Source organism: Halosimplex salinum (assembly GCF_003730195.1).
GTDB classification, from domain to species: domain Archaea; phylum Halobacteriota; class Halobacteria; order Halobacteriales; family Haloarculaceae; genus Halosimplex; species Halosimplex salinum.
The window spans coordinates 100,713-125,083 of sequence record NZ_QWGG01000008.1; the positions used below are offsets into that span (position 1 = coordinate 100,713).

24 protein-coding genes are annotated in these 24,371 nt (G+C 69.4%); 15 read left to right on the forward strand and 9 right to left on the reverse strand.

Annotated features, from left to right (window positions below; translation table 11 throughout):
* Positions 1–4: 4 nt before the first annotated feature.
* On the forward strand, positions 5–976 hold the full coding sequence (locus D1409_RS18435) for a substrate-binding domain-containing protein (protein WP_123538466.1): 972 nt from the start codon (positions 5–7) through the stop codon (positions 974–976).
* 130 nt (positions 977–1,106) lie between these two features.
* Here the strand turns inward: D1409_RS18435 and D1409_RS18440 are convergent, their stop codons facing one another.
* The 5 genes from D1409_RS18440 to D1409_RS18460 form a co-directional block, all read right to left on the reverse strand.
* Entirely contained in the window at positions 1,107–2,108 is a 1,002-nt protein-coding gene (locus D1409_RS18440; RefSeq protein WP_123538467.1) for a substrate-binding domain-containing protein, read from the reverse strand.
* A 167-nt stretch (positions 2,109–2,275) separates the two neighbouring features.
* Positions 2,276–3,265: a substrate-binding domain-containing protein gene (locus D1409_RS18445; protein WP_123538468.1), complete on the reverse strand. Its 990-nt coding sequence runs from the start codon at positions 3,263–3,265 to the stop codon at positions 2,276–2,278.
* A 19-nt stretch (positions 3,266–3,284) separates the two neighbouring features.
* Positions 3,285–5,081 carry an ABC transporter permease gene (locus D1409_RS18450; RefSeq protein WP_206425119.1) on the reverse strand — a complete coding sequence of 599 codons (1,797 nt, stop codon included), beginning with the start codon at positions 5,079–5,081 and terminating at the stop codon, positions 3,285–3,287.
* Between the two features lie 21 nt (positions 5,082–5,102).
* Positions 5,103–6,218 (reverse strand): ABC transporter ATP-binding protein, encoded by a 1,116-nt coding sequence (locus tag D1409_RS18455; RefSeq protein WP_123538469.1) that lies wholly within the window; start codon positions 6,216–6,218, stop codon positions 5,103–5,105.
* Positions 6,219–6,314: 96 nt separating this feature from the next.
* Positions 6,315–7,547, reverse strand: coding sequence for a transporter (locus D1409_RS18460; protein WP_123538470.1), 1,233 nt, complete (start codon positions 7,545–7,547; stop codon positions 6,315–6,317).
* A gap of 176 nt (positions 7,548–7,723) precedes the next feature.
* On the opposite strand from D1409_RS18460, the gene D1409_RS18465 reads away from it, so the two are divergent.
* Positions 7,724–8,299 carry a hypothetical protein gene (locus D1409_RS18465; protein ID WP_123538471.1) on the forward strand — a complete coding sequence of 192 codons (576 nt, stop codon included), beginning with the start codon at positions 7,724–7,726 and terminating at the stop codon, positions 8,297–8,299.
* A 165-nt stretch (positions 8,300–8,464) separates the two neighbouring features.
* On the opposite strand, the gene D1409_RS18470 is transcribed toward D1409_RS18465, so the two are convergent.
* Together D1409_RS18470 and D1409_RS18475 are read right to left on the reverse strand one after the other, a co-directional pair.
* A complete protein-coding gene (locus D1409_RS18470; protein WP_123538472.1) occupies positions 8,465–9,019 on the reverse strand; it encodes a CoxG family protein in 555 nt (184 codons plus the stop codon).
* Positions 9,020–9,062: 43 nt separating this feature from the next.
* Positions 9,063–10,112, reverse strand: coding sequence for a hypothetical protein (locus D1409_RS18475; protein ID WP_123538473.1), 1,050 nt, complete (start codon positions 10,110–10,112; stop codon positions 9,063–9,065).
* Between the two features lie 106 nt (positions 10,113–10,218).
* Here D1409_RS18475 and D1409_RS18480 point away from each other — a divergent pair, with 106 nt between their 5' ends.
* Complete coding sequence (locus D1409_RS18480; protein ID WP_123538474.1) at positions 10,219–10,917, forward strand: hypothetical protein; 699 nt, start codon at positions 10,219–10,221, stop codon at positions 10,915–10,917.
* Positions 10,918–11,006: 89 nt separating this feature from the next.
* Here the strand turns inward: D1409_RS18480 and D1409_RS18485 are convergent, their stop codons facing one another.
* Positions 11,007–11,315: an Hsp20/alpha crystallin family protein gene (locus D1409_RS18485; RefSeq protein ID WP_123538475.1), complete on the reverse strand. Its 309-nt coding sequence runs from the start codon at positions 11,313–11,315 to the stop codon at positions 11,007–11,009.
* A 136-nt stretch (positions 11,316–11,451) separates the two neighbouring features.
* Here D1409_RS18485 and D1409_RS18490 point away from each other — a divergent pair, with 136 nt between their 5' ends.
* The 12 genes from D1409_RS18490 (at position 11,452) to D1409_RS18545 (ending at position 21,628) form a co-directional block, all read left to right on the forward strand.
* On the forward strand, positions 11,452–14,823 hold the full coding sequence (locus tag D1409_RS18490) for a PAS domain S-box protein (protein WP_164471773.1): 3,372 nt from the start codon (positions 11,452–11,454) through the stop codon (positions 14,821–14,823).
* 114 nt (positions 14,824–14,937) lie between these two features.
* Positions 14,938–15,300: a winged helix-turn-helix domain-containing protein gene (locus D1409_RS25260; protein WP_206425120.1), complete on the forward strand. Its 363-nt coding sequence runs from the start codon at positions 14,938–14,940 to the stop codon at positions 15,298–15,300.
* Between the two features lie 17 nt (positions 15,301–15,317).
* Positions 15,318–15,503, forward strand: coding sequence for a hypothetical protein (locus tag D1409_RS18500; RefSeq protein WP_123538477.1), 186 nt, complete (start codon positions 15,318–15,320; stop codon positions 15,501–15,503).
* Positions 15,504–15,617: 114 nt separating this feature from the next.
* Complete coding sequence (locus tag D1409_RS18505) at positions 15,618–16,409, forward strand: electron transfer flavoprotein subunit beta/FixA family protein (protein ID WP_123538478.1); 792 nt, start codon at positions 15,618–15,620, stop codon at positions 16,407–16,409.
* A complete protein-coding gene (locus D1409_RS18510) occupies positions 16,406–17,491 on the forward strand; it encodes an electron transfer flavoprotein subunit alpha/FixB family protein (protein WP_123538479.1) in 1,086 nt (361 codons plus the stop codon). The genes D1409_RS18505 and D1409_RS18510 overlap by 4 nt, the downstream gene beginning before the upstream one ends.
* Positions 17,488–18,885, forward strand: coding sequence for an FAD-dependent oxidoreductase (locus D1409_RS18515; protein WP_123538480.1), 1,398 nt, complete (start codon positions 17,488–17,490; stop codon positions 18,883–18,885). The genes D1409_RS18510 and D1409_RS18515 overlap by 4 nt, the downstream gene beginning before the upstream one ends.
* Entirely contained in the window at positions 18,882–19,196 is a 315-nt protein-coding gene (locus D1409_RS18520) for a ferredoxin family protein (RefSeq protein ID WP_123538481.1), read from the forward strand. The genes D1409_RS18515 and D1409_RS18520 overlap by 4 nt, the downstream gene beginning before the upstream one ends.
* 25 nt (positions 19,197–19,221) lie before the next feature.
* Entirely contained in the window at positions 19,222–19,404 is a 183-nt protein-coding gene (locus D1409_RS18525; protein ID WP_123538482.1) for a hypothetical protein, read from the forward strand.
* Between the two features lie 94 nt (positions 19,405–19,498).
* Entirely contained in the window at positions 19,499–19,993 is a 495-nt protein-coding gene (locus tag D1409_RS18530; RefSeq protein ID WP_123538483.1) for a DUF411 domain-containing protein, read from the forward strand.
* A gap of 175 nt (positions 19,994–20,168) precedes the next feature.
* Positions 20,169–20,636 carry a pyridoxamine 5'-phosphate oxidase family protein gene (locus D1409_RS18535; RefSeq protein WP_123538484.1) on the forward strand — a complete coding sequence of 156 codons (468 nt, stop codon included), beginning with the start codon at positions 20,169–20,171 and terminating at the stop codon, positions 20,634–20,636.
* 113 nt (positions 20,637–20,749) lie between these two features.
* Positions 20,750–21,040: a DUF211 domain-containing protein gene (locus D1409_RS18540; protein WP_123538485.1), complete on the forward strand. Its 291-nt coding sequence runs from the start codon at positions 20,750–20,752 to the stop codon at positions 21,038–21,040.
* Between the two features lie 6 nt (positions 21,041–21,046).
* Positions 21,047–21,628, forward strand: coding sequence for a VIT1/CCC1 transporter family protein (locus D1409_RS18545; RefSeq protein ID WP_123538486.1), 582 nt, complete (start codon positions 21,047–21,049; stop codon positions 21,626–21,628).
* Positions 21,629–21,657: 29 nt separating this feature from the next.
* On the opposite strand, the gene D1409_RS18550 is transcribed toward D1409_RS18545, so the two are convergent.
* Complete coding sequence (locus D1409_RS18550) at positions 21,658–24,261, reverse strand: cation-translocating P-type ATPase (RefSeq protein WP_123538487.1); 2,604 nt, start codon at positions 24,259–24,261, stop codon at positions 21,658–21,660.
* Positions 24,262–24,371 lie beyond the last annotated feature (110 nt).

The following is a 24,371-nucleotide window of genomic DNA, read 5'->3' on the forward strand; positions in this document are numbered from 1 at the left end:
CTCGATGACGCTCGAACTCAGCCTCGCGTGCCACGACTACGCGTGGACCCAGCCCCTGTGGGACGGCCGCGTCGAACCCGAGGGCACGGCCCTCTCGACGGTCAACTACCCCAATCCGGTGCGGTTCTCGCGGATGGTCCGCGACCGCGAGTTCGACGCCTGCGAGCTGTCGATGGGGACGTATCTCGCCACTCGCCGGAACGTGGACCGGTTCCCGTTCACCGCGATCCCGGTCTTCCCCTTCCGCAAGTTCAGACACGCGTACATGTACGTCCGGGAGGGTGCAGGGATCGACAGCGTCGCCGATCTGGCGGGCGAGCGCGTGGGGATCGTCAACTGGCAGACGACGACGGGGATCTGGCAACGGGGGATCCTCCGGGACCGGTACGACCTCGACACGGCGTCCGTCGAGTGGGTCGCCGGCGGGTCGGAGATCGTCGAGGTCGACGTGCCCGACGCCTACGACGTGCGCTACCTCGACCACCAGGGGTCGACGATCGGCCTCCTCGAGGACCTGATCGAACGCGGCGAGATCGACGCCATCTTCCACCCGGTCGACTCGGGCGTGGCGAACGCCGAACGCCTGTTCGACGACGCGAAGGCCGTCGAGCAGGCGTACTACCGCGAGACGTCCGTGTTCCCGATCATGCACGCGATCGTCCTCAGAGACGAGGTCCTCGACGACCACCCCTGGGTCGTCCAGCCGCTGTACGACGCCTTCGAGCGGGCCAAGGCGATCGGGCTGACGGCGCTGGACCGCCCGCGCGAGCTGCCGCTCGTCTGGGCCGACGTCTACGCGGACGAACAGCGGGCGGTACTGGGCGAGGACCCCTGGGAGCACGGGCTCACCGACGACAACGTCGGGACGCTCGAGACGCTCGTCGAGTACGCCCACGAGCAGGGCGTCGCCGCGGAGCGGTACGAAATCGAGGAGCTGTTCGCGACCGACCACCTCGATACGGATTACTACGCGTAGCTCGGTTCCCGGTCCTTCCCACCTGTTTTGGATGCCCTCGGCTGGATCACCCTGATCGGCTGACGCCCGACAGCGGACGTCCGACAGCGGACGTCTGACAGCGGACGAGAAGCGACCGTGAAAACGCGTCCTATCCGGTGAGTTCCGCGGTGCTCTCGGTGAACAGTTCCGCGAGGTCGTACTCCCGCGGGATCAATCCCTGGTCGTACGCGTACTCGACGAACTTCGCGAGCCCGCGGCGGTTGCGGTCGGTGAGTCCGTACTCCCAGGCGTCCTCGCCGAGGATCCGCCGCTGTTCGAGGAGGTGCAGGTGCGCCCACGTGAGCGAGGCCTTCGCGCTCGGGCTGGTGTTGCGCTCCAGACAGCGGTCCCGGGCCTCGCAGAACGCGTCGAAGACGTTCGCTGCGACCCAGGGGTAGTCGTCGAGGACCTCGTCCCTGATAGCGATGGCGTGCATCGGCGGGTGGATGCCCGTCTCCCGGAAATACTCCCGTTCCGCGGCCAGCGGGTCGTCGAAGACGAACTCCGCCCGCTCGGACTCCGCCACGTCCCAGAACAGCGACCCAGCCGGGTCCATCGCGGCCGCCAGCTCGCCCTCGAAGAGCATCTCCCGGAGGTCCTTCGGTTGCTCGACCGCGTCGCCCTCCTGTGCACCGGGGACCGGCTGGATGTCGAACCGGTCCGGGAGTTCGACGGGGACGTCGTCCTCGCGGCGGCGATACCACCGGACTCGCTCCAGGTCGAGGCCGTGGTGCTCCGCGGCGATCCCGCGCACCCACACGTTGGCCGTCGTCTGCCAGGACTGGACACCGACCTTCTCCCCTTCGAGGTCGGCGGGTTCGTCCACGTCCGCATCGGCGTGTTTGTAGAAGAACGAGTGTCGGAAGCGCTTGTTCGGGAAGACGGGGATCGCGGTGAACGGATACTCCTCTGGATGGGCCCGCGAGGAGAGGTACGACGCCAGCGACACCTCGCAGACGTCGAACGCCAGGTGTTCGAACATGCGTCGGTGGCGCTTCGGTGGGTACTCGGAGAGCACCGTCGCGTCGATCCCCTCCGGTTCCACGTCGCCGGTCAACAGCGGTTTGTAGATGTCTCTGTCCCCGAGCGCGATCGACAGTTCGACCGTCATGTGTCGGTATTTCGCCCGCACCGGGGGTATGCCTTCCCCGGATTCCAGCGCAATGGGAGAGACGACCGCGACGGCCGGCGCGTCCGGGCGAGTGAGTCGGACACCGTACGGCGGTCAGTGCGTCGGCCCCGCCGCGAATCAGGCCAGCGCGTCGACCCCGCCGCGACTCACGCGAATCCGTCGACGAACAGTTCCTCGACGTCGTAGGGTCGGGGGATCAACCCCTGGTCGTGGGCGTACTCGACGAACTTCACAAGCCCGCGTCGGTTGCGGTCGGTGAGCCCGTACTCCCAGGCGTCCTCGCCGAGGATCCGCCGCTGTTCGAGGAGGTGCAGGTGCGCCCACGTGAGCGAGGCGTTCGCGCTTGGACTCCCGTTCCGTTCGAGGCAGGCGTCGCGCGACTCGCAGAAGGCGTCGAAGATCTCGGTCGCGACCCACGGATGGTCGTCGAGGACCTCGTCCCTGATGGCGACGGCGTGCATCGGCGGATGGACGCCCGTCTCGGCGAAGTACTCGCGCTCGGCGGCCAGCGGGTCGTCGAAGACGAACTCCGCCCGCTCCGAGTCGGCGACGTCCCAGAACAGCGACCCCGCGGGGTCCATCGCGGCCGCCAGCTCGCCCTCGAACAACGCCCGCTTGAGGTCCTCGCGTTCGGCGACGGCGTCCCCGCCGTGTTCCCCGGGCACCGGACGGATGTCGAACCGATCGGGGACGTCGATCGGCACGTCGTCGCCCTTCCGGCGGTACCACGTCACCGATTCGAGGTCGAGCCCGTAGAAGTCCCCCGCGATCCCCCGCATCCAGACGTTGGCCGTCGTCTGCCAGGAGGAGACGCCGACCGCTTTCCCCGCGAGGTCGGCGGGGCCGTCCACGTCGGCGTCGGCGTGCTTGTAGAAGAACGAGTGGCGGAAACGCTTGGCCGGAAAGACCGGGATCGCGGTGAACGGGTACTCGTCGGGACGGGCGCGCGAGGAGAGGTACGACGCCAGCGACACCTCGCAGGCGTCGAACTCGCGGTCGGCGAAGAAGCGACGGTGGCGGTTCGACGGATAGACCGGGGTCGTCGTCGCGTCGACCCCGTCCGGTTCCACCTCGCCGGTCAGGAGCGCGCGGTTCAGGTCTCGGTCGCCGCAGGCGATGGTCAGTTCGATGGTCATGGGTTGGGTCTGTGGTGGTCTATCGGGTGTTCATGTCGTGGAAGGAGACGCCGAACAGTCGCAGCGAGAGCAGGACGAGGAACGTCATGCCGACGAACAGCGTCGAGATGGCCGAGACGAGTTCGACGTTGGCGGTGTTCATGTAGACGTTGAACACCTTGACGGGGATCACCATCGTGTCCGACGAGTAGACCATCAGCGGGATGGTGATCAGCTGGAAGATGTGGATGAGGAGGTAGAACCAGATGATCGCCGACGTGTTCCGGAAGAGGGGGAGGAACACCTCGCGCATCTGCTGGACCCAGGTGGCGCCGGCGATCCGGGCCGACTCCTCCAGCTCCGTGTGTATCTGGACGATGTTGCCGATGGCGAGTCGCGAGGACATCGGGATGTACGCGATGACGCAGCCGACGACGACGATCCAGAGCGTCCCGTAGAGGTCGACCAGCGGGTGGACCTTGCCGACCCACAGGGCGGTGAACAGGACGCTGACGCCAGTGATCACGCCGGGGATCGCGACCGACGACAGCGAGAGGAAGTCGACGACGCCCCGGAACGGGTAGGTCGTCCGCTCGGTGTAGTACGACAGGCCGACGACGAGCACCGTCCCGATCGTCGCCCCGGCGAGGCTGACGAGGACGCTGTTGACGAACGCGCTCCGCAGGCGCGGGTTCGCCAGCGCCTCGGCGTAGTGGGCGAGCGTGAGGCTCGATGCGTCGAAGTGGCCGAACCAGACCGAGTGGACCGACACGAGGACCATCACGGCGACCGGCAGCACCCAGACGACGAACATGAACGCCCAGAGCGCGCCCGCGACCGGCCAGCGCCACTTCCCGAGGTCCCAGGTGTGGGGCTGGTAACCCTGCCCGGTCACCGTCATGTAGTCCTCCTTCCGGCTGGTCACCTTGCGGTGGTACCACACCAGCACGGCCGCGAGCAGCAGCAGGCTGAGCGACAGCGCGGCGGCCTGCCCGTATTCGGGCGGCGCTCGCAGTCGGACGGCCTTCCAGATAGCGGTCGCGTACACCTCGTACTGCTCGCGGGCGCCGAGGATCGCGACGACGGAGAACTCGCCGAGCCCGAGCAGGAACCGGATGATGAGCGCCGTGAGGACGGCCGGGAGGATCACGGGGAACGTGACCGATCGGACGGTCTGGCGGATGTTCGCGCCGTGGATCCGCGCGACCTCTTCGAGGGAGGCGTCCATGTTCTGGAGCGCCGGCGCGGTCAGCAGGTACACCGACGTCACGGCGTCGACGCCGGCGACGACGACGATCCCGGTCGGACTGAAGATGTCGAACGGGGGCGCGTCGAGACCGAGCGCGCCGACGAGCGTGGTGGTCACGAGCCCGTGGTCCGGCCCGTACGTGGTGATGTACATGATCGCGTAGATGTACCCCGGGACGGCGTACGGCGAGATCAGCACGAGCTCCATCGCGTCCTTCGTCGGGACGTTCGTCCGAACGAGCAGCCACGCGAACCCGAGCCCGACCGACATCGAGACGAGCGTCGTCCCGCCCGCGACGAACAGCGAGTTCGTCACGAGCCCGGTGACGTCGAACGCGTCGGCGACGTACACCGCGAGGAAGTTCCCGACGGTGAACGACCCGGAGAACTGCCCGGGGTAGCCGTCCCAGAGGCTCGTCCAGAGCAGGAAGACCAGCGGGACCAGCGTCAGGAGGACGGTCGCGACGGCGAACCCGCCGAGCACGACCCGCCTCGTCAGCCCGTCGGTCCCCGTCGTCGCCGAGACGACGCTGACCGTGGAGTCGCGGGCGGTCCGCGCGGTCTCGGCGAGCCTCGTTCGGACGCTCACGGCCTCCCCCCGTGCGTGCCGTCACGCATCCGTGATCGGGTACACCTGTATCGACTCCGGCCGGACGTGGAGCCGTATCTCGTCGCCTCTGGCGCGGTCGCGCACGGTCTCGGAGTGGACGACCAGGTCGGTCCCCGCGCCGTCGAACGCGACCGTCATCTCGTAGGCGTCGCCGAGGATGCCTTCCGCGACGACGGTCCCGGTCAGTTCGAGCCGCCCGTCCGGGCGGCCGGCGAATCCCCCGATCTCGACGTCCGCCGGCCGGAGGAAGCAGGCGACCGAGCCGGTCGAGACCCCGTCGGAGACGTAGTCGACGTTGTCGAGCGGGAAGTCGACGAGGTCCGTCCGAACGACGCGGTCCCCGGCGGCGTCCACGTCGACGGTGCCCTCGAACCGGTTGTGGACGCCGACGAACCGGCGGGTGAACGGCGACGACGGTCGCCGGTGGAGTTCGCCCGGTCGTCCCCGCTCGACCGTCTCGCCGTCTCGCATCAGCACGACTCTGTCGGCGAGATAGAACGCCTCCTCCTGGTCGTGGGTCACGTAGAGGACGCTGACGCCGAGTTCGTGCTGGAGCCGCTGGAGTTCGTCGCGCATCTCCTTGCGCAGTTCCCGGTCGAGGTTGCTCAGCGGCTCGTCCATCAGCAGGAGGTCGGGGTCGTGGACGAGCGAGCGCGCGAGCGAGGTCCGCTGTTGCTGGCCGCCGCTCAGGTCGGTCGCGGGCGCGTCCTTCAGCTCGCGGATCTGCACGAGGTCGAGAATCTCCTCGACCCGATCCTCGTAGTCCGCCTTCGGGACGGGGTTGTCGGCGTACTTGAGCGGGAACACGACGTTCTCGTAGACGGTCTTGTGCGGCCAGATCGCGTAGTTCTGGAACACCATGCCGAGGTCGCGGTCCTCCGGCGGCCGGGAGACGGTCGCGCTCTGGACCGTCTCGCCGCCGATCCGTATCTCGCCGCTGTCGGGTACCTCGACGCCCGCGATACACCGCAGGAGCGTCGTCTTGCCGCACCCGCTGGGGCCGAGCAGCGCGACGATCTCGTCGCGGTCGACCGTCAGGTCGACGTTCCGGTGGGCGTACTCGGACCCGAACCGCTTGTCGAGCCCCGTCACGGTCAACTGTGGCTGAGTCGTCATTGTCTGGTCCTGTCCGGGTTCGGTGAGTCGGTTCGCGCGCGGAAGGCGAGGGCGAGGCGAGAGCGCGACCGGCCCCGCCGCTCGGTGTTCCAGCGGTCAGAAGTCGATCGCTTCCTCGACCGCTCGCTGACCGATCTCGGTGTACTCCTGCCCCTCCCAGAAGCCGACCGGCGTGGTCTCGGTCGTGAGCCGCTCGCGCGCGTAGTCGCTCATCTCCACGTCGGAGAGGTCCAGGTCGGTGCGCGCCGCCGTCACGTTCGGTACCTCGTCGATCATCCGCCGCTGGACCGGCGCCTCGAGCATCGCGCTGAGGACGAGCCGCGCCGCCCACGGGTGGGGTGCCTCGCTGTTGATCGAGAACAGCCCCTCGAAGGTGTTCCACTTCACCGGCTCGACGAAGTTGCCCACCAGCGGGAACTCCTCGACGAGTTCGGCGATCGTCCACGGGAAGTTGTAGAACATGATCGGGACCTTCCCCTGGCCCACGGCACGCCCGCCATCTGAGTGGGAGTTGTAGCCGGTGACGTCGAAGTGGTCGACGATCGCCCGCATCCACTCCATGTCGTCCATGTCGGTCTGTTCGGCGTGGTACCCGACGATCCACCCGATCTGGCTGGTGACGGGACCGGTCGGGATGATCATCTCCATCCCCTCGTACTGGTCGTCGAAGAGGTCGTTGTAACTCGTCGGGACGTCGAGGCCGCGTTCCTCGAAGATATCCGCGTTGATCGGCATGACCGACGACGCGCCGCCGTTGAACGCCGAGGCGCCCCACGGCAGGGTCATGTACTCCTCCAGGTCCTCGCTGAACCAGAAGTTCCCGTCGACGTCCCACTCGTAGTAGCGCTCGGCGACCGACTCGCCCTCCTCGTAGATCTGGTTCCTGATGTCGGTCGCGCTGGCGACCAGGTCGGCCTGGTCCTCGTCGGCCTGGCGCTCCTGGATGATCCGCTGGGAGATCTGCGACCCGCCGGCCGACACGACGTCGGCTTCCAGCCCCGCGTCGAACTCGTCGTTGATCACCTCGACGAGGCTGTTCCAGGTCGGCTGCTCGCCCGACCCGGCGTAGATAGTCACCGTCGTTCCGTCGTCGACGTGGTCGATCAGCTCCTCGGTCGTCCACGGTGGCTCGGGTCCGCTACTCGTCGCCGTCCCCGCCGATCCGGCGCTGGAGCCGCCGAGACAGCCGACGAGCGATGCCGCCGAGACGGTCGCTCCGGTCGCGAGCAGCGCTCGCCGCGAGACCCGACTCCCCACGCCGCGCCGGCGCTGGTCGGTCGTTCCCTCGCCCGTGACCGCCTGACCGCCGTCAGGTTCGTCTGCGCTCATACACCGATCGCTACCGGAGAGACGGATAAACTGCTTCTGAACATTTTTATACGATGGGAAGGAGATTCTCGAACGATTACGTGAATTCCCGCACCGTTAGAGTAGAACGTTAACGTGATCCCGCCGATCGAAAGATCACGTGATACTTTTCCCGGGACGGGCCGTCGGGACGACGTATGCGAGGGCCAGGCGAGAAGACGCCGGACCCGGCCGTCTCGCCGCTGTTCGTCAACGCGATCCACGAGGAGGTGCGGGCCTACGCGGGGGAGCGCGCCGGCGACCCCCGGCCGTGTCCCGGCTGCGGGTCGGACGAGCGCCGGAAGAACGGGTACCAGCGCGAACCGAAGACGGTCGCGCGACTCGTCACGGCCGCGGGGATCGAGGACGTCGGCGTCGACGTCCAGCAGTACGAGTGTACGGACTGCGGTCGGTCGTACCAGGGCGACCTCTCCGCGCTGTTCTACGAGGGATGTGACTACGCGAGACCGATCGTCGACCTGTGTCGGTTCCACGCGGCCGACCGGTCGCCCACGGCCTGCGAACGGCTGCTCCGCCGGCAGTACGGCCTGCAGGTGAACCGCGACACGGTCGAGCGGTACGCCGAGCGATTCGACGGCGAACCGGAGACCGAACACGCGGTCGACATCGCCGGCCACACGTACTCGCTGGCGTTCCTGTCCGAGCTGTTCGGCGACGGCGACCCCGACGAGCCGCCGCAGTTCGTCCTCACGAGCCACAGGGGACTGTGGTAGCTGGGTTCCGTCGGGTCGACGGGGTGCTGGACGGGTAACTGAACGACGGGCGACAGCGGGACAGGCGATAGCAGGTCGGCGAGCGGCAACAGGACGAGCGACAGCAGGATAGACGACAGCAGGACGAGCGGAACGCGGCTGGGCCCGTCTCTCGCCCCGGAGTCGTCAGCGGCTCCTGTTTTCGACCGCGACCGAGACGTTCTGGAAGTACGTCTCGATGTCGCGGTTGACGATGGGGCGGAGGACCGACGGGTTGAGCGTGGCGGCGCCGCCGCTGTAGGTCACTTCCGCCCGGTACACGAGTCGCGACTCCGTCCGGTCGCCCGCCTGAATCTCCATCGCGGCGAGCACGTCGAAGTCGCTCCCGGTCGTCGAGTCGAAGGCCGTCGCGCTCGTGACGACGTGGTCGGGGGGGTTCAGCTCGACGAACTCCGCCTCGCCCGACAGCGAGACGGTGAGTCGGCTCACGCCGCGCGTGATCTCGAGCGCGTAGGTCCGGTCGGAGACCCGCTCGACCGACTCCGCGCCCGGGATGCACTCCGTCAGTAACTCCGGGTCCGACAGACACGCCCAGAGCTCCTCGGGATCGGCGTCGATGTAGACCGCGTCGGAGAACTCCAGGCGCTGGGCTCCCTCGTCGTCGGGAGCGACGTCGGCGGTGTCGGACTGTTCGTCTGGAACAGCCTCGTCCGGCTCTCGGGTGTTGTCAGGATGACTCATTGGTTGGGAGAGTGCGCGGGCGACTCCCGCGGGAGCCGCGCCGCTACACTTCGATGATCGTGAACTGGTTCGAGGCGATGCCGACGTTGTAGAAGTTCGCGTCGCCGTTCGTGACGACGACCTCGTAGCCGTAGCTCCCGGGGTCGAGAGACTCGGTCTCGAGCGTCCCCGTCCACTGGGCGGTCGAGTCCTCGCCGCCGGCCTGCCACTCGAGCTCGACGGCGTCGAACGCCCCGTCCGTCGACTCGACGGTCACCGAGTCGAGCGTGTCGGCGCCGACGATCTCGCCGCTCGACCCGTCGTAGACGCCGATGGCGAACGTGACGTCCATCTCCCCGCTGAACTGCCGCTCGGGGACACAGCCGCCGACGAAGCCGTTCGCGGCCTCCTGGGGCGAGCCGTTCCAGAACGTCTCGGTCGTGACGACGTAGTTCGTCGGGTTCGAGTACTCGATGACCTCGAAGGAGTCCTCGAGGATGCCGGCGGTGTGGAAGTTCGCGTCGCCGTCGGCGACCCGTACCTCGACCGTGTAGGGGTACGTCCCGGTCGAGAAGTCCTCCGGGAGCGTCCAGGACCCGCCCCACTCCTGGGCCGGGTGCTCCTCGTCGTCGCCGGCCCACTGGAGTTCGACCGACTCGCCACCCTCGACGTCGACCACGACGCCGTCGAGGTCGTCGTTCGTCAGCTGTTCACCGGTCTCCGGGTCGTAGACGCCGACGTAGAAGGCGACCATCATCCCGGGGACGAACCGGCGGGTCGCGGAACATGCCGAGGCGAACGCGGCGCCTTCCGGGACTTCGCCCGTCCCGGTCTCGACCGTCACGACGTAGTTCTCCGGTTCCGGCTCCGGCGTCGCGGTCGGCGTGTCCGTGGGCGTGGGCGTGTCGGTCGGCGTCTCCGTGTCGGCCGGCGCGGCCGTGTCGGTCTCGGTGTCGCCGCCGGGACAGCCGGCGAGCGCGACGGTCGCCCAGCTCGCGGCGCCGCCCGCGAGGACGCGACGGCGTGTCGTTCCGTCGTCGGCCCCTTCGACCGCCTCGCCGTCCGGCCCGACGGGTGATTCCTCCTCCATCTGACGACTTCCTTCGCGGCTCATTACGTCCACATATCGACGAGGTGTCGGCAAAACACTCCCCGTAGTTCCAATTCTCTGGGAACTACGTCCGCCGTTTTATCATAGGCTTCCCGAAGATGCTAGCGAGATGGCTGAAGACACCTCCGGCGTCGACGACATCGGTCGGAGCGGGAAACCGAGTGCGCAGTCGGACCGATCAGGCGACGGGCGCGTGACGCGACGACGGCTCCTCGCGTCAGGCGCCGCGACCTGGGCCACCGTGAGCCTCTCCGGGTGCCAGTACGTCACCGACCCCGGGACGGGCGACTCGGACGACTCCGACGAGACGGCCACGCCGACGGTCCAGACCGAGACCACCACGACCGACGAGCCTGTCGGCCAGCCGACCCCGACGCCCACGGACGGGAACAGCGATCCGTCCGGGGCGACCCCCGGGGACGAGACCGACGCTGCGACCGCCACCCCGACGCCGACCCCGACGCCGACGCCGACGCCGCCCCCGACCACGACCGCCTGTGCCAGCATCGGCCGCTTCTCCGCGGGGATGGAGGTCGGACTCCACGTCGCCATCTACGACCCCGAGACGGGGGAACCGCTCGGCGACGACGCGCTCGACGGCGTCACCGTCGAGTTCCCGAACGCCGACTACGGACCGCTCGAACTGAACTGGGCCGGCGACCACGAGGCCTACGCCGAGGACACCTGGGGGTCGAAGATCGCGACCGACCGCGAGACCGAGCGAGGGACCTACCGATACGAGGTCACCGTCGAGGGGGACGAACCCGACGTCGAGGCGACGATAACCGACCAGTTCACCGTCGTCTGAGAGCGGCGAGCGGTCGACGACGCGTTCCGTTCCGTCCCGAGAAGAGTTCCGCGCGACGGCGTGCGAATCGAGTCCGATCGACTGGCGAGTCACTCCCGGACGTCGATCCGGAGGCCCGGCGGGTCGTCGGACTCCCGGATCGGGAGTTCGATGTCGAGCACGTCGTCGCGGTAGGTCGCGGTGATCGCGTCGGCGTCGACCTCCCGGGGAACGGTCACGTGGTGGTGGAAGACGCGGGAACTCCCGGCGTCGTCGGTTCGCTCGGCCGATATCGACAGCCGATGGTCGAGCCACGTGACGTCGACGTCCCCGGGATCGAACCCGGGGAGATCGACGAAGACCCGGTAGCTCCCGTCGTCGTTGTACAGTTCGACTTCGTGGTCGGGATGGTGCGTCATGTGGGTCCCTGGTCGGAGATACTCGGTCCCACCGCACCGGTCTTTCGGTAATTACGACTCGGTGAGAACGACAGCGGGAGCGAGCGGCGGTCTCGTGGCATACGCTTTTGCGCGTCCGCACCGTATCGGCGAGATCGTGACAGACGAGCGCCCACAGTCACAGGCCGAACCGGCGGACGGGGACCAGCGAGCGGCCAGCACCGAGCGGGACGGGCGTGCCGGGCTCGACCCCGAGACGCTGGAAGCCGCCGTCGAATCGACGGCTGCGGGCATCCTCGCCGTCGACGCCGGGACGGTCGCGTTCGCGAACCCGAGCGCCGAGCGATACCTCGGTCGGTCGCCCGGCGCGATCGAGGGGACCGCTGCCGTCGAGGCGTTCCCGGAGCGCGTGGCCGACCTCGCAGAGACGGTCGCGAGTACGGGTGCGGAGCGAACCGCCGAGTGGACCGAGACCGGGCCGCACGCGCCCGAGGGCGGCCGCCGAGTCGCGGCCACGCTCAGCCCGGCGTCGGCCGAACGCGTCGTCGTGACGCTCACGTTCGAGGGCGACAGCGGTCCCGCCGAGACCGACGGCGACGGCGCTCCCGCCGAAACTGACGACGACAGCGATCCCGTCCAGACCGACGACGCCCACGTCGCGGGCGCTCGCCTGGACGCGGAGGGACGGATCACCGCGTGGAGCGGGGAGGCCGAGTCGCTGACGGACTGGAGCGAGGACGCCGCCGTCGGCGCCCACGTCTCGCTGCTGGCTCCCGACGACGCCGGGGACGACGCGGCCGCTCGGCCGCTCGAGCGCGCCCGGAGCGAGGGCACGGTCGATGTCGAGGGGTGGTGCCTCCGGTCGGACGGGTCGAAGTTCTGGGCGGCGACGACCGTCTCCGTCCGGCGGACCGACGACGGTGGGGTCGACGGGTACAGACTGACGATACGGGACCGGACGGACCGCAAGCGGCTCGAAGAGGAACGGGAGCTGCTGGCGGCGGTCAACCACGCCGTCGCCGACGCGGAGACGTTCCGCGACGGCGTCGAGACGACGCTGGAAGCCGTCTGTGAGCGGACCCAGTGGGCCTACGGCGAGGCGTGGGTCCCCGCCGCCGACGGCGACTATCTCGAACACCTCGTCGCTCACGCCGCGGACGAACGGCTGACGGAGTTCCTGCGGGCCAGTCGCTCGGTCACGTTCCGGTCGGCGGAGGGGCTCCCCGGTCGCGTCTGGGCGTCGGCGTCGGCGGAGTGGATCCCCGACGCGTCCGCCGAGCCCACGGACGTGTTCCACCGGACCGCGGCCGCCGAAGCGGTCGGTCTCCAGGCGGCGCTGGGCGTCCCGATCGTGACCGACGGCCGCGTCGTGGCCGTGCTGGCGTTCTTCCTCACGGAGCGGCGGTCGGCCGACGAGGAACTTGTCGACGCCGTCACCGACGTCGTCGCGGACCTGGGCGTGCTGATGGCGCGCAAGCGGGCCGAGGACCGACTGGAGCGCGAGCGGTCGCTGCTGAGTCGCGTCTTCGAGACGAGCCCGGTCGGCCTCCTCGTCACCGACACCGAGGGGACGGTTGTCCGGGCGAACGCCCGCGCGAGCCGTCTCTTCGGCCGGCAGAACGCGGATCTGACCGGGAGTTCGTTCGCGCAACTCGCGGACACCGTCCGGGACGGCAGCGGCGACCCCGTCCCGGCCGACGAGTTGCCGGTCGCGCGTGTGCTCGCGACCGGTGAGGCCGTCAGTGGGGTCGAACTCGAACTGGCCCTCGGATCGGCGTCGGACGACACCGGGACGGACTGGGTCTCGGTGAGCGCGGCGCCGATCCGGGGCGACGACGGCGCGGTCGAGCGCGTGATCGCCGTCGTGGAGGACGTGACCGAGCGCAGGGAGCGCGAGCAGTCGCTCCGCACCTTCCGGGAAGCCGTCGAGCAGGCGGGCCACTCGGTCTACGTCACCGACACCGACGGCCGGATCGAGTACGTCAATCCCACGTTCGAGCGGGTGACGGGCTACGGTGCCGAGGAGGCGGTCGGGGAGCGGACGTCCATCCTGAACTCGGGGGAGCACGACGACGCCTTCTTCGAGGATCTCTGGGAGACGATCGTCGACGGCGATATCTGGACCGGCGAGGTCGTCAACCGCCGCAAGTCGGGGGAGACGTACGTCGTCAACCAGACGATCGCCCCGATCGCCGACGACTCGGGGGCGATCGAGCGGTTCGTCGCCATCAACGACGAGATCACGGAGCAGAAGCGGCGCGAACGCGAACTCCGCCGCCAGCGCAACTCGCTCGAACGGATCAAACAGATCATCGAGAGCCTGCGGCCCATCAATCGAGCGCTCGCGCGGGCCGACACCCGCGAGGCCGTCGACCGGGAGCTGTGCGAACTGCTGACCGCCTCGGACGCGTACCTGTTCGCCTGGATCGGCGACTACAACTCGGCCGTCGGGGCGGTCACGCCGCGCGAGTGGGCCGGCGTCGAGGAGGAGTTCGTCCGCACGCTCGACCTGACCGCTCCCGAGGAGGGCGTCGGGGACGAACTCGTCCAGCGCGCCGTCGCCGACGGCGAGGTGCAGGTCGTGCGCGAGATCCCGACGGCCCCGACGACGGACGTCCGCCGCGACCGCGCGCTCACCTACGGCTACCAGTCACTGGCGGTCGTTCCGGTCGTGTACGGCGACACCGTTCTCGGCGTTTTCGGCGCCTACTCCGCCCGACCCGACGCCTTCGACGAGTACGAACAGGGGCTGTTACGGGAACTCGGAGAGCGGGTCGGGCACGCGATCAACGCCGCCGAGAACAGACAGCTGTTACACACCGACACCGTCGTCGAACTGGAGTTCGAGGTCGGGCGGCGGGACTCGGCCGTCGTCGCCGTCGCGAGCGAACTCGGGTGTTGGCTGTCGGTGAACAGCGTCACCCCGGCGGAGGGCGGGACCTACGCCTGGTACCTCGCGGTCGACGGCGCCGCCCCGGCGGCCGTCACCGACGAGTTCGACCGGCGGTCGGACGTCGAGCGGGCCCGCGTCGTCGAGGCACACGGTCGGACCGGGATCGTCGAGGTGACGGGCAGACTCGGGCCGATCGCGACGCTGGTCGAACACGGCGCGACAGTCCGCTCGTTCGAGGCGACCGGCGACCGGGCGAGCCTGCGCTGTGAGACCGCCCCGCAGTCGGACATCGAATCGCTCATCACGGACCTCGAAGGGGGCGGCGAGGCGACGGTGTTCGTCGCGAAGCGGACCCGCGACCGCGACATGCGGACGCTCGAACTGACGAAGACCGCCGTCGAGGAGCGACTGACCGACCGGCAACGGGAGGCGCTCGCGCTCGCCTACCACGCCGGCTACTTCGCCTCCCCCCGCCACTCGACCGGCGAGGACCTCGCCGAAGTCCTCGGCATCGCCTCCCCGACGTTCTACCAGCACGTCCGGGAGGGGACCCGAAAGATCCTCGAACTACTGCTCGGCGACGACGAGCCCGCCCCCACGGGGACGGCGACGCTCCGGCAGTTCCCCGACCCGTAGACTGTCGCACGTATCTCACTAGCAGACTAGGATCTACCGATTGGTACTAACGCTCTGTCACTAGTGGACTAGGCCCCCCGGCTATGGCCCCGAACGCGCTACGTTCAGGTGTCCATGAGCGAGACCAAGGGACGAGCGTTCCTGGAGGCGGTGTCCGACGAGGACTGTACCGCGATCCTCGACGCGGTCCGGGAGGAGCGGCTGACGATCCCGGAGCTGTCCGACGACTGTGACATCCCGCTGTCGACGGCCTACCGGAAGGTCCACCTGTTACAGGAGGCGGACCTCGTGGTCGAGAAGAACCGCCTGCCGAAGGACTGTCGCCCGAAGAACGTCTACGAACTGGACTTCGACGCCGCCGTCGTGACGATGACGGAGGACGGAGGGTTCGACGTCGAGTTCGTGGACTCCCCGGCCGACCGGGCGTCCTACGGGAGGGTCAGCGACCGGCCGCTCTCGCTGGCCGGGAGCGACTGATCGGGTGGCGAGGAGCGATGGCGCAACTGGCGCGATTCCGGCTCACCTGCGAGACGTGCCCGTACGAGGCCGACGCGGCGTCGGTCGCGGACGCGCTGACCAAGGAGCGGGCCCACAAGCGGCAGGCGAGAGTCGAACACAGGGTGACGATCGAGCGGCGGACCGAGTCACCGCGGGAGGACAGAGCCGCGGAGCGGCCGTGACGGTACAAAAACCGCGCCGTCCTTCCCGCGAAATAGGAGACGCCGATACGGCTTACGGACGGGGCGTCGCGGATCTAGACGGAGCGGCCGAGGACTGACGGAGACAACACAATCATGGGAGACGAACCAGTGATCGTCGTCGGCGTGAAACAGGTGCCCGACGACGACGAAGTACGGATCGACCCCGACACGGGGCACCTCGACAGGGCGAGTGCGCCGGCGGTGATGAACCCGCCGGACCGGAACGCACTCGAAGCAGCGCTCGGGCTGCGCGACGACGCGGGCGGGACAGTCGTCGCCGTCACGATGGGGCCGCCGACGGCCACCGACGTGCTCGAGGAAGCGGTCGCGATAGGCTGTGACGACGCCGCGCTGATCACCGACCGCGCGTTCGCGGGCAGCGACACGTGGCCGACGAGCCTCACGCTCGCGGCCGCCGCCGAATCGCTCGGCGCCGACGTGTTCGTCTGCGGCGAAGAGACGACCGACTCCTCGACCGGACAGGTGCCGCCCGGCATCGCCGCCCACCTCGGGTGGGCACAGCTGACCTACGCGGAAGAACTCGACCCCGAGTTCGACGACGAGACGCTCGTCGCTCGCCGGGACGTCGAAGGCGGGCACGAGGTCGTCGCCGCGGAGTTGCCCGTCGTCGTCGCCGTGGCCTACGGCGAGTTCGAGCCCCGGCCGGCCGGGCTCCACCGCAAGCTCTACGCCGAGTCCGAGTTCGAACCGATCGAACTGTCCGCCGAGGACATCGGCCTCGACGACGACGAGGTCGGCATCGACGCCTCGCCGACGGAGGTCGGCGGCATGGAGACCGTCGAGCCCGTCGAACGCGAGCGAGTGGTGGTCGAGGGCGTCGACGAACTGGCCGACGAACTGGCCGAGACGGAGGTGTTCGGATGAGTCCCGACGACGCGGACGGGGCGAACGACGAACCGGTCGACGACGGCACCGTCGACACCGACGCGTACAGCGACGTGTGGGTGTTCGTCGAGGAACACGACGGCGACGTGATGACCGTCTCGTGGGAGCTGCTCGCCGAGGCGCGCGGACTGGCCGACGACCTCGGCGAGGACCTCGTCGCGCTCGTGATCGGCGAAGACGTCGACGACGTGGCCGGAGAGGCTATCGAACGCGGGGCCGACAGAGCGCTGGTCGCCGACGACCCGGTGTTCGAGCCGTACCGGGCAGACCCCTACGGCGAGCAGTTCCGCGCGCTCGTCGAGGAACGCCGGCCCGCGATCGTCCTCATCGGTGGCACGCACACCGGCCGCGACTTCGCCGGGCGGGTCGCCGTCCCGGCCCACGCCGGGCTGACCGCCGACTGCACCGAACTGGGCGTCGACGACGACGGCCTCCTGGAGGCGCGCCGACCGGCCTTCGGCGGCAACGTCCTCGCGACCATCGTCTGTGCGGACCACCGACCGCAGATGGCGACCGTCAGGCCGGGCGTCTTCGCGGCGGCGGCGCCGGACCCCGACAGAGCGGGGGCGGTCGAACAGGTCGACGTGGTCGTCGACGAGGCCGACACCGTGACCGAGGTCCGCGAGCGGGTCGTCGGCGACACCGCGGACATCACCGAGGCCGACCGGATCGTGGCCGCCGGCGGCGGTTGTAACGGCGACCTCTCCCCGGTCGAGGCGCTCGCCGACGCGCTGGACGCCGACCTCGCCGCGAGCCGGAAGGCCGTCGACGAGGGGTGGGTCGACGGCTCGCGGCAGGTCGGCCAGACGGGCAAGACCGTCCGCCCGGATCTGTACGTCGCGGTCGGCATCTCCGGCGCCGTCCAGCACGTCGAGGGCATGAACGACAGCGACGTCGTCGTCGCGATCAACGACGACCCGAACGCGCCGATATTCGACCACGCCGACTACGGCATCGTCGGCGACCTCTTCGAGGTCTGTCCCGCTCTCGCCGAGCGAGTCCGGGACGGTGAGGCGCTAGCCGGGTCGGAGGCAGACATCGAACCGGAGGCACAGCGATGACCGAAACCGCACCCGAGACCGACACCGACGGGAGCACCGACCGGATCGACCTGACCGACCGCGACACCGCGACGCCGGACTACGACGACGCCTTCGACGCGGTCGTCGTCGGCGCCGGGCTCGCCGGGAGTACGGCCGCGCTGACGATGGCCGACGAGGGGCTCGACGTGTTGCTCGTCGAGCGCGGCCGCTATCCCGGGGCGAAGAACGTCTTCGGCGGCGTGCTCTACACGCCGACGCTCCGGCAGCTCGTCGACGTCGACGCGGCGCCCCTGGAGCGGTACATCGCCGAACGGCGCTTCGGGATGCTCTCCGACGAGGACGAGACCGCCGTCTCGATCAGTCCGGGCGAGTGGCACGACCCGCCGCACAACGACTCCTACACCGTCCTCCGCGGCGAGTTCGACGAGTGGCTCGCCGAGCAGGCCGTCGAGGCCGGCGCGACGCTGGTCACCCGGACGACCGTCACCGGCCTGCTCCGCGAGGGCGACCGGGTCGTCGGCATCGAGACCGACCGGCCCGACGGGACGATCCGCGCCCCGTACGTCGTCCTCGCGGAGGGCGGCAACTCGCTGGTGAGCGAGGGCGCCGACCTCAAGGAGAAAGACCGCCGCGAGAACGTCGCGGTCGGCGTCAAGGAGGTGCTGGAGTTCCCCGAGCGCGAGCACGCCATCGAGGACCGATTCCGGCTCACCGGCGACGCCGGCGTCTCGTATCACTACTTCGGCGAAGGCGCCGTCGGCGACGCCTTCGGCGGCGGGTTCATCTACACCAACGGCGACACCGTCAGCGTCGGGCTGGCCTACCGGCTCTCGGACGCCGCGACGTCCCAGCCCGACCCCGAGGGAACGCTCAACGCCTTCAAGACGCATCCGGCGGTCGCGCCGCTGTTGCGCGGCGCTCGCACCGTCGAGTACACGGCCAAGACCATCCCCGAGGGCGGCGCCGACGAGATCCCCGAACTCGTCCACGACGGCGCGGTGATCGTCGGCGACGCGGCGGGGCTCGTCCTCAACAACGGGCTCCACCTCGAGGGGACCAACATGGCCGTCGAGAGCGGGTATCACGCCGCCAACGCCGTGGCGTCGGCCGCCCAGCGGGGTCGGACCGACGCGGACGCGCTCGCCGCCTACCGCGAGGACCTCGAATCGTCGTTCGTCGTCGAGAACCTGGAGCGCTACGAGTGGCTGATCGAGCGCGTCCAGGCGGACCGGGAACTCCTCTTCGAGGAGCTCCCGCGGGCGGTCGCCGACGCCGGCAGCGAGTACTTCAGGATGGACAGGGCGCCGAAAGACCAGCACGCGTCGACGGCAAAGCGGGAGCTCCTGCGGGCCGTCGGCGGCTACACCGGGGCCGCGAAGCTCGCGGTCCGCTACCGCAAACTACTCTCATGAGCGTCGAACCAGGCATCCCGACCGTCGACAACGAATCGATCGAAGACCGCCTCTACACCGTCAAGTACGAGGACCCCGGCGACTCCCACCTCGACGTGACGATCCCCGGGATCTGCGCCGAGAAGTGCGTCACGACCGACTGCGTGAAGGTCTGTCCCGCGGACGTGTGGCGCGAGGGCGAGGACGGCGTGCCGAACATCGCCTACGAGAACTGCCTCGAGTGCGGGAGCTGTCGGTGGGCCTGCCCACACGGCAACGTCGAGTGGGAGTACCCCGACACCGGCGCCGGCGTCACGTACAAGAACGGGTGAGGGAGTTACCCGCTTTCACAAACGCATGACTCCGAACTGGTACTGTCTCGACTGCGGGACGGGCATCGAGTTCCGGGAGAGCCGACGTCACGCGACCGCCGGGCATCACATCTACGGGATGCTCGCGTCGGTCTCGTCGCCGTCCACGGCGATTCGACGACGCGACCGCGAGACGGCGATCCGACCGGTCCGCGGTGCCGACGAGTGAGGCGGTCCCACCGCGAACGGATCGGCGTCGACCCGTTCTCAGACAGCAGGAATCACAGCGACTCGTATACGAACCGGCTCGGTAGCGTCGTTCGATGGCATCACAGTTGACTCGGCGACGGGCGCTCCGACTCGGCACCACCGTCGGAGTGCTCGGCGTCGCGGGCTGTCTCGGGGCGTCGGGGACCGATTCGCGGGAGAGCGACGACCCGCTCCCGGTGGACGACGCACAGCAGTACAGTTCGCCCGGCTGCGCCTGCTGTGAGCAGTATGCGTCGTACCTAGACGGATACGTCCGCGGGAACCTCTCCGAGACCGTTCCCGACGATGTGGCCGCGACGAAACGCGAACACGGGATCCCGGCCGACCTCCGGAGCTGTCACACGGTCGTTCTCGACGAGTACGTCGTCGAAGGACACGTCCCCGTCGCGGCCATCGCGACACTCCTCGACGACGAACCGGCGGTCGACGGGATCGCCCTCCCGGGGATGCCCCGGGGGTCGCCCGGGATGCGTGGCGAGACCGACGGCCCGCTCACGATATACGTCGTCGACGGCGACCGCTCCGGGCGCGTGTACGCCGAACTCTGACGTCCTCCGTCGCCAAACTCGGGGGCGCTCGCCGCGAACCGCCACGCGATTCACCCGGACTGGGCCGACACGAGGCCGGAAGCGGCTTCAGTGTGACTTGCCACCACACCGCTCTCAGTTCTCGAGAACCGCCGCCGGACGTATTGCTCCCGTGTTCGTCGGTACATGTAGAGCGATGCCTCCGAACGAACTAGAGCGGATCGGGATCAGCCGGATGGCGGAGCGCGAGATCGACGCGTTCCTCTCGAGCCAGGGCGTCGGCGTCCTCGGACTGCCCGCCGAAGACGGTCCGTACCTCGTCCCGATATCGTTCGGGTTCGACGGTCGCGACGCCCTCTATTTCACGTTCGTCTCGGGCGCGAAGAGCCGGAAGCGGGACCTGAGCGAGCGGTCGGACTGCGCCAGGTTCCTCGTGTACAGGGCCCCGACACCGTTCTCCTGGCAGAGCGTGGTCCTCTCGGGGTCGGTCGACCCGGTCCCGGACCCCGACCTGTCGGACCTCGACGACGTCATGGACAACGCGTGGCATCCCGAGGTGTTCGACGTGGCGGTCTCGGACGACAGCATCTCGGTCTACCGCTTCGACATCGAGACGAAAGCGGGCCGCAAACAGACCGGGCTCCCGCCCGGTTTCGAGGCGTGACCGGTTCGGAGTCGGTCGCTCCTCGAAGCGGTCGGCCGGAGCGAAGCGGTGTAGACGGCCGAGACGTGGGTCGTCCAGCAGTATTAACCACTCCGCTGCCGAACCACGGACAGATGACCACCCTTCGCCGCGTGACGCTCGACGTGCTGAAACCCCACGACCCGCCGCTGCTCGAGTTCACCGAGCGGATCGCGGGCGTCGAGTCCGTCGACGGCGTCGCGTCGTCGCTCATCGAACTCGACCAGGAGGTACAGAACGTCAAACTGACCCTCGAGGGCGACGGACTGGACTACGCGGCCATCGAGGAGTCGATCGCCGAACTCGGCGGGACGATCCACTCGGTCGACCAGGCCGCCTACGGCGAGTACGTCGTCGAAGAGCGACGGACGCTGCAGGACGAGTGAGCAGTCGTGTCCTCGAAAGTCCGACTCCTGCGGTCGCTCCTCGGGCGGGAGGACGTTCGCTCGATCTCCCGGCGATACTTCGTCTCGAACGGGTTCGACGGGACGCTGACGAGCGTCGGCGTCATCGTCGGGTCGGTCCTGTCGGGCGTCCCCGACGGGGTCACCGTCGTCAAGATCGGTATGGGCGCCGCGATCGGGCTCGGGACGTCGGCGGTCTGGAGCGTCTGGGAGATCGAACGCGCCGAGACGAAAGCCGAGATCCTCCGGATAGAAGCGGCGATGCTGACCGACCTCGACGACACGCGCGTCGAGCGCGAGCAGCGGGGAGCGCGCGTGATCCACGCGACGGCCAGCGGGCTCGGCCCGCTCATCGGCGTCCTCGTCCCGCTCGTCCCGTTCCTGTTCGAGGGCACCGTCTTCACTCTGGCCGAGGCGGGCGTCGCGGGGGTCGGGCTCGGGATCGGCGTGCTCGCCGTCTTCGGCGCCTACATGGGCTCTATCTCGGGCCAGCGGTGGTACGTGTCCGCGGCCCGGATGGGACTGGCCGGCCTCGTCGTCGCCCTGCTCAACCTCTTTCTGCCCGGCTAGCGGTCGCGCGAGTCGCGCGCCCTCGATCCTCAGTCGACCTGGGCCTCCGGCGAGTCGTCCGTCCGGGGCGGACTCACCGTCTCGCGACCGCCGGCTCCGTGGCGCTTCACGAGCCAGCCGACGACCACCAGCACCGGCGCGCCCACGACGAGCACGACGCCGAGCAGCGCCCAGTCGGCGACGCCGAGCGGGACGGTGCCGAAGTAGTCGTTCAGCGGCGTGTAGAGGACGGCGAGCTGGAGCGCCAGTGACGCCGCCACGGCGGCAGCGAGCCAGGGGTTCGTCAGCGCGGGCGTCCCCCTCGTCCACCGGACGACGTACAGCTTGACGAACTCGAAGACGACGAGCCCGGTGAACACCATCGTCATGGCGTACGGCGTGACCGTCGGCGCGCCGTCGAGCGTGTAGAACAGCAGCCCGAGCAACAGGGCCGTGGCGGTCAGCCCCGCCCCGCCGACGAAGCCGAGCATCTGTGTGTCGATGATCCCGGCGGCCCGGTCTCGGGGGTCCCGGTCCATCACGTCCCCGCCGGGGTCGGTTCCGAGCGCGAGTGCCGGCAGGCCGTCCGTGAGCAGATTGATCCACAGCAGCTGGACCGCCGGGAGGACGAGATAGCCGTACAGCGACGCGACGAAGACGATCGCGACCTCCGCGGCGTTGGCGCTGAGCAGGTACGCGACGAACTTCCAGACGTTGTCGAAGATGGTCCGCCCCCGTCCGATCGCCGTGCGGATCGACGCGTAGTTGTCGTCCAGCAGGACGATGTCGCTGGCCTGTTTGGCGACGTCGGTCCCCCGAATGCCCATGGCGATCCCCACGTCCGCGTTTTTCAGCGCCGGCGCGTCGTTGACCCCGTCGCCCGTCATCGCCACGGCGTTCCCGTTCGCCTGCAGCGCCTCCAGGATCCGGACCTTGTGGGCCGGTTCGGCCCGCGCGAACACGTCGATCTCGGCGACGCGCTCGCGGAGCGTCTCGTCGTCCATCCCCTCGACGTCCCGCCCGGTGAGCACGTCCGACTCGATACCGACCGCTCCGGCGACGGCCCGCGCCGTCACCGCGTTGTCGCCGGTGATCATCTTCACCTCGATGCCCGCCCGGTGCGTGTCCTCGATCGCGTCGCGGACCTCCGGGCGCGGCGGATCGAGCAGGCCCTGGAGGCCGACGAACACGAGGTTCTCCTCCGGACCGCCGTCGTCGTCCCGTTGCTTGTACGCGAACCCGAGGACGCGCAGCGCGTCCGACGCGAACTCGTCGACCTGCGCCTCGATAACGTCGCGGGTCTCCCCGTCCAGTTCGACCGGCCCGTCCGGCCCGAGCACCCGAGTCGACCGTTCGAGGACGACGGTGGGGGCGCCCTTCACGTAGACGACGTCGTCGTGGATCGTCGCCATGCGCTTGCGCTCCGACGCGAACGGCACCTCGTCGCGTCGCGGCCGGGACTCCCGACAGGCCGCGACGTCCAGTCCGTGGTCGGCCGCGGCGGTGACGAGGGCTCGTTCCGTCGGGTCGCCCTCGTCGGCGGTCGCGTCGTTACACACCGCACCGATCTCGAACAGGCGGTCCAGGCGGTCGTCGTCGACTCCCCCGCCGACCGGCACGACCCGGTCGCGGATCCACGTCCGCTGGACGCGCATCTCGCCCTCGGTCAGCGTCCCGGTCTTGTCGGTACAGACGACGTCGACGGCACCGAGCGCCTCGACCGCCGGGAGCGTGCGGACGAGCGCGTTCTCGTCGGCCATGCGGCGGACGCCCAGCGCGAGCGTCAGCGTGACGACGGCCGGGAGGCCCTCGGGAACCGCCGCGACCGCCAGTGAGACGGCGGTCAACCCCGCCTGAACGGCCCCCCGACCGCCGACGAGGAGGAGCGTGACCACGACTGTCGAGAGCGCGACGACGCCGATCCCCAGCCGGCGACCAAGCCGATCCAGGTCGCGCTGGAGCGGAGTGCGGGAGTCCTCGGCCCCGATCAGCGCCGTCGCGATCTCGCCGACCTCCGTGTCCATCCCCGTCTCCACGACCACGGCGACGCCGCGGCCGCGGGTGACGCTCGTCCCCTTGTAGACCATGTTCTCGCGCTCGGCGAGGGGCGTCTCGGCCTCGACCGCGCCAACGGCCTTCACGACGGGGACGCTCTCCCCGGTCAGCGTGGCCTCGTCCACCTCGAGAGAGTCCGCCTCGACGAGTCTCGCGTCGGCGGGGACCACGTCGCCCTGCCCCAGCAGGACGATGTCGCCGGGGACCAGCGCGGTCGACTCGATCTCTCCGTCGGTTCCGGCCCGACGGACGGTGACGGCCGGCGTCGCCAGCTCGCGGAGCGCGTCGAGGCTCTGTTCGGCGCGATACTCCTGGACGAACCCGAACACCCCGTTCAGGAACAGGATGACGCCGATGAGGACCGCGTCGACGACCTGCCCGACCGCGACGGAGAGGACCGCCGCGACGATCAGGACCCAGATGAGGGCGCTCGAGAACTGGGCGACGAAGATCTCGAGCGGTCCTCGCCCGCGGTCGCCGCTGATCTCGTTCGGTCCGACCGATTCGCGACGTTTCTCCGCCGTCGTCGGCTCCAGTCCCGCCGCTGACGTGTCGAGTTCGTCGTATATCCGCTCGAGTGAACGCGTGTGCCAGTTCATCTCACCGTGAGTCGTCCTCCGTCGTTCGACGGGACCGCCGGGCGACGCGTCACGTCGACGTACCACGGCGAGTCTTACAGTCGTTTCCCCGCCGCGGCCGACGCCGTCGC

Coding starts and splice junctions, on each gene's coding strand:
- D1409_RS18455 (WP_123538469.1), bottom strand. CDS start 6,218: ATGACGACTCAGCCACAGTTGACCGTGACGGGGCTCGACAAGCGGTTC.
- D1409_RS18435 (WP_123538466.1), top strand. CDS start 5: ATGACGCTCGAACTCAGCCTCGCGTGCCACGACTACGCGTGGACCCAG.
- D1409_RS25260 (WP_206425120.1), top strand. CDS start 14,938: ATGAGCGAGACCAAGGGACGAGCGTTCCTGGAGGCGGTGTCCGACGAG.
- D1409_RS18510 (WP_123538479.1), top strand. CDS start 16,406: ATGAGTCCCGACGACGCGGACGGGGCGAACGACGAACCGGTCGACGAC.
- D1409_RS18505 (WP_123538478.1), top strand. CDS start 15,618: ATGGGAGACGAACCAGTGATCGTCGTCGGCGTGAAACAGGTGCCCGAC.
- D1409_RS18550 (WP_123538487.1), bottom strand. CDS start 24,261: ATGAACTGGCACACGCGTTCACTCGAGCGGATATACGACGAACTCGAC.
- D1409_RS18485 (WP_123538475.1), bottom strand. CDS start 11,315: ATGACGCACCATCCCGACCACGAAGTCGAACTGTACAACGACGACGGG.
- D1409_RS18480 (WP_123538474.1), top strand. CDS start 10,219: ATGGCTGAAGACACCTCCGGCGTCGACGACATCGGTCGGAGCGGGAAA.
- D1409_RS18520 (WP_123538481.1), top strand. CDS start 18,882: ATGAGCGTCGAACCAGGCATCCCGACCGTCGACAACGAATCGATCGAA.
- D1409_RS18525 (WP_123538482.1), top strand. CDS start 19,222: ATGACTCCGAACTGGTACTGTCTCGACTGCGGGACGGGCATCGAGTTC.
- D1409_RS18515 (WP_123538480.1), top strand. CDS start 17,488: ATGACCGAAACCGCACCCGAGACCGACACCGACGGGAGCACCGACCGG.
- D1409_RS18440 (WP_123538467.1), bottom strand. CDS start 2,108: ATGACGGTCGAACTGTCGATCGCGCTCGGGGACAGAGACATCTACAAA.
- D1409_RS18540 (WP_123538485.1), top strand. CDS start 20,750: ATGACCACCCTTCGCCGCGTGACGCTCGACGTGCTGAAACCCCACGAC.
- D1409_RS18530 (WP_123538483.1), top strand. CDS start 19,499: ATGGCATCACAGTTGACTCGGCGACGGGCGCTCCGACTCGGCACCACC.
- D1409_RS18445 (WP_123538468.1), bottom strand. CDS start 3,265: ATGACCATCGAACTGACCATCGCCTGCGGCGACCGAGACCTGAACCGC.
- D1409_RS18465 (WP_123538471.1), top strand. CDS start 7,724: ATGCGAGGGCCAGGCGAGAAGACGCCGGACCCGGCCGTCTCGCCGCTG.
- D1409_RS18460 (WP_123538470.1), bottom strand. CDS start 7,547: ATGAGCGCAGACGAACCTGACGGCGGTCAGGCGGTCACGGGCGAGGGA.
- D1409_RS18475 (WP_123538473.1), bottom strand. CDS start 10,112: ATGAGCCGCGAAGGAAGTCGTCAGATGGAGGAGGAATCACCCGTCGGG.
- D1409_RS18500 (WP_123538477.1), top strand. CDS start 15,318: ATGGCGCAACTGGCGCGATTCCGGCTCACCTGCGAGACGTGCCCGTAC.
- D1409_RS18535 (WP_123538484.1), top strand. CDS start 20,169: ATGCCTCCGAACGAACTAGAGCGGATCGGGATCAGCCGGATGGCGGAG.
- D1409_RS18470 (WP_123538472.1), bottom strand. CDS start 9,019: ATGAGTCATCCTGACAACACCCGAGAGCCGGACGAGGCTGTTCCAGAC.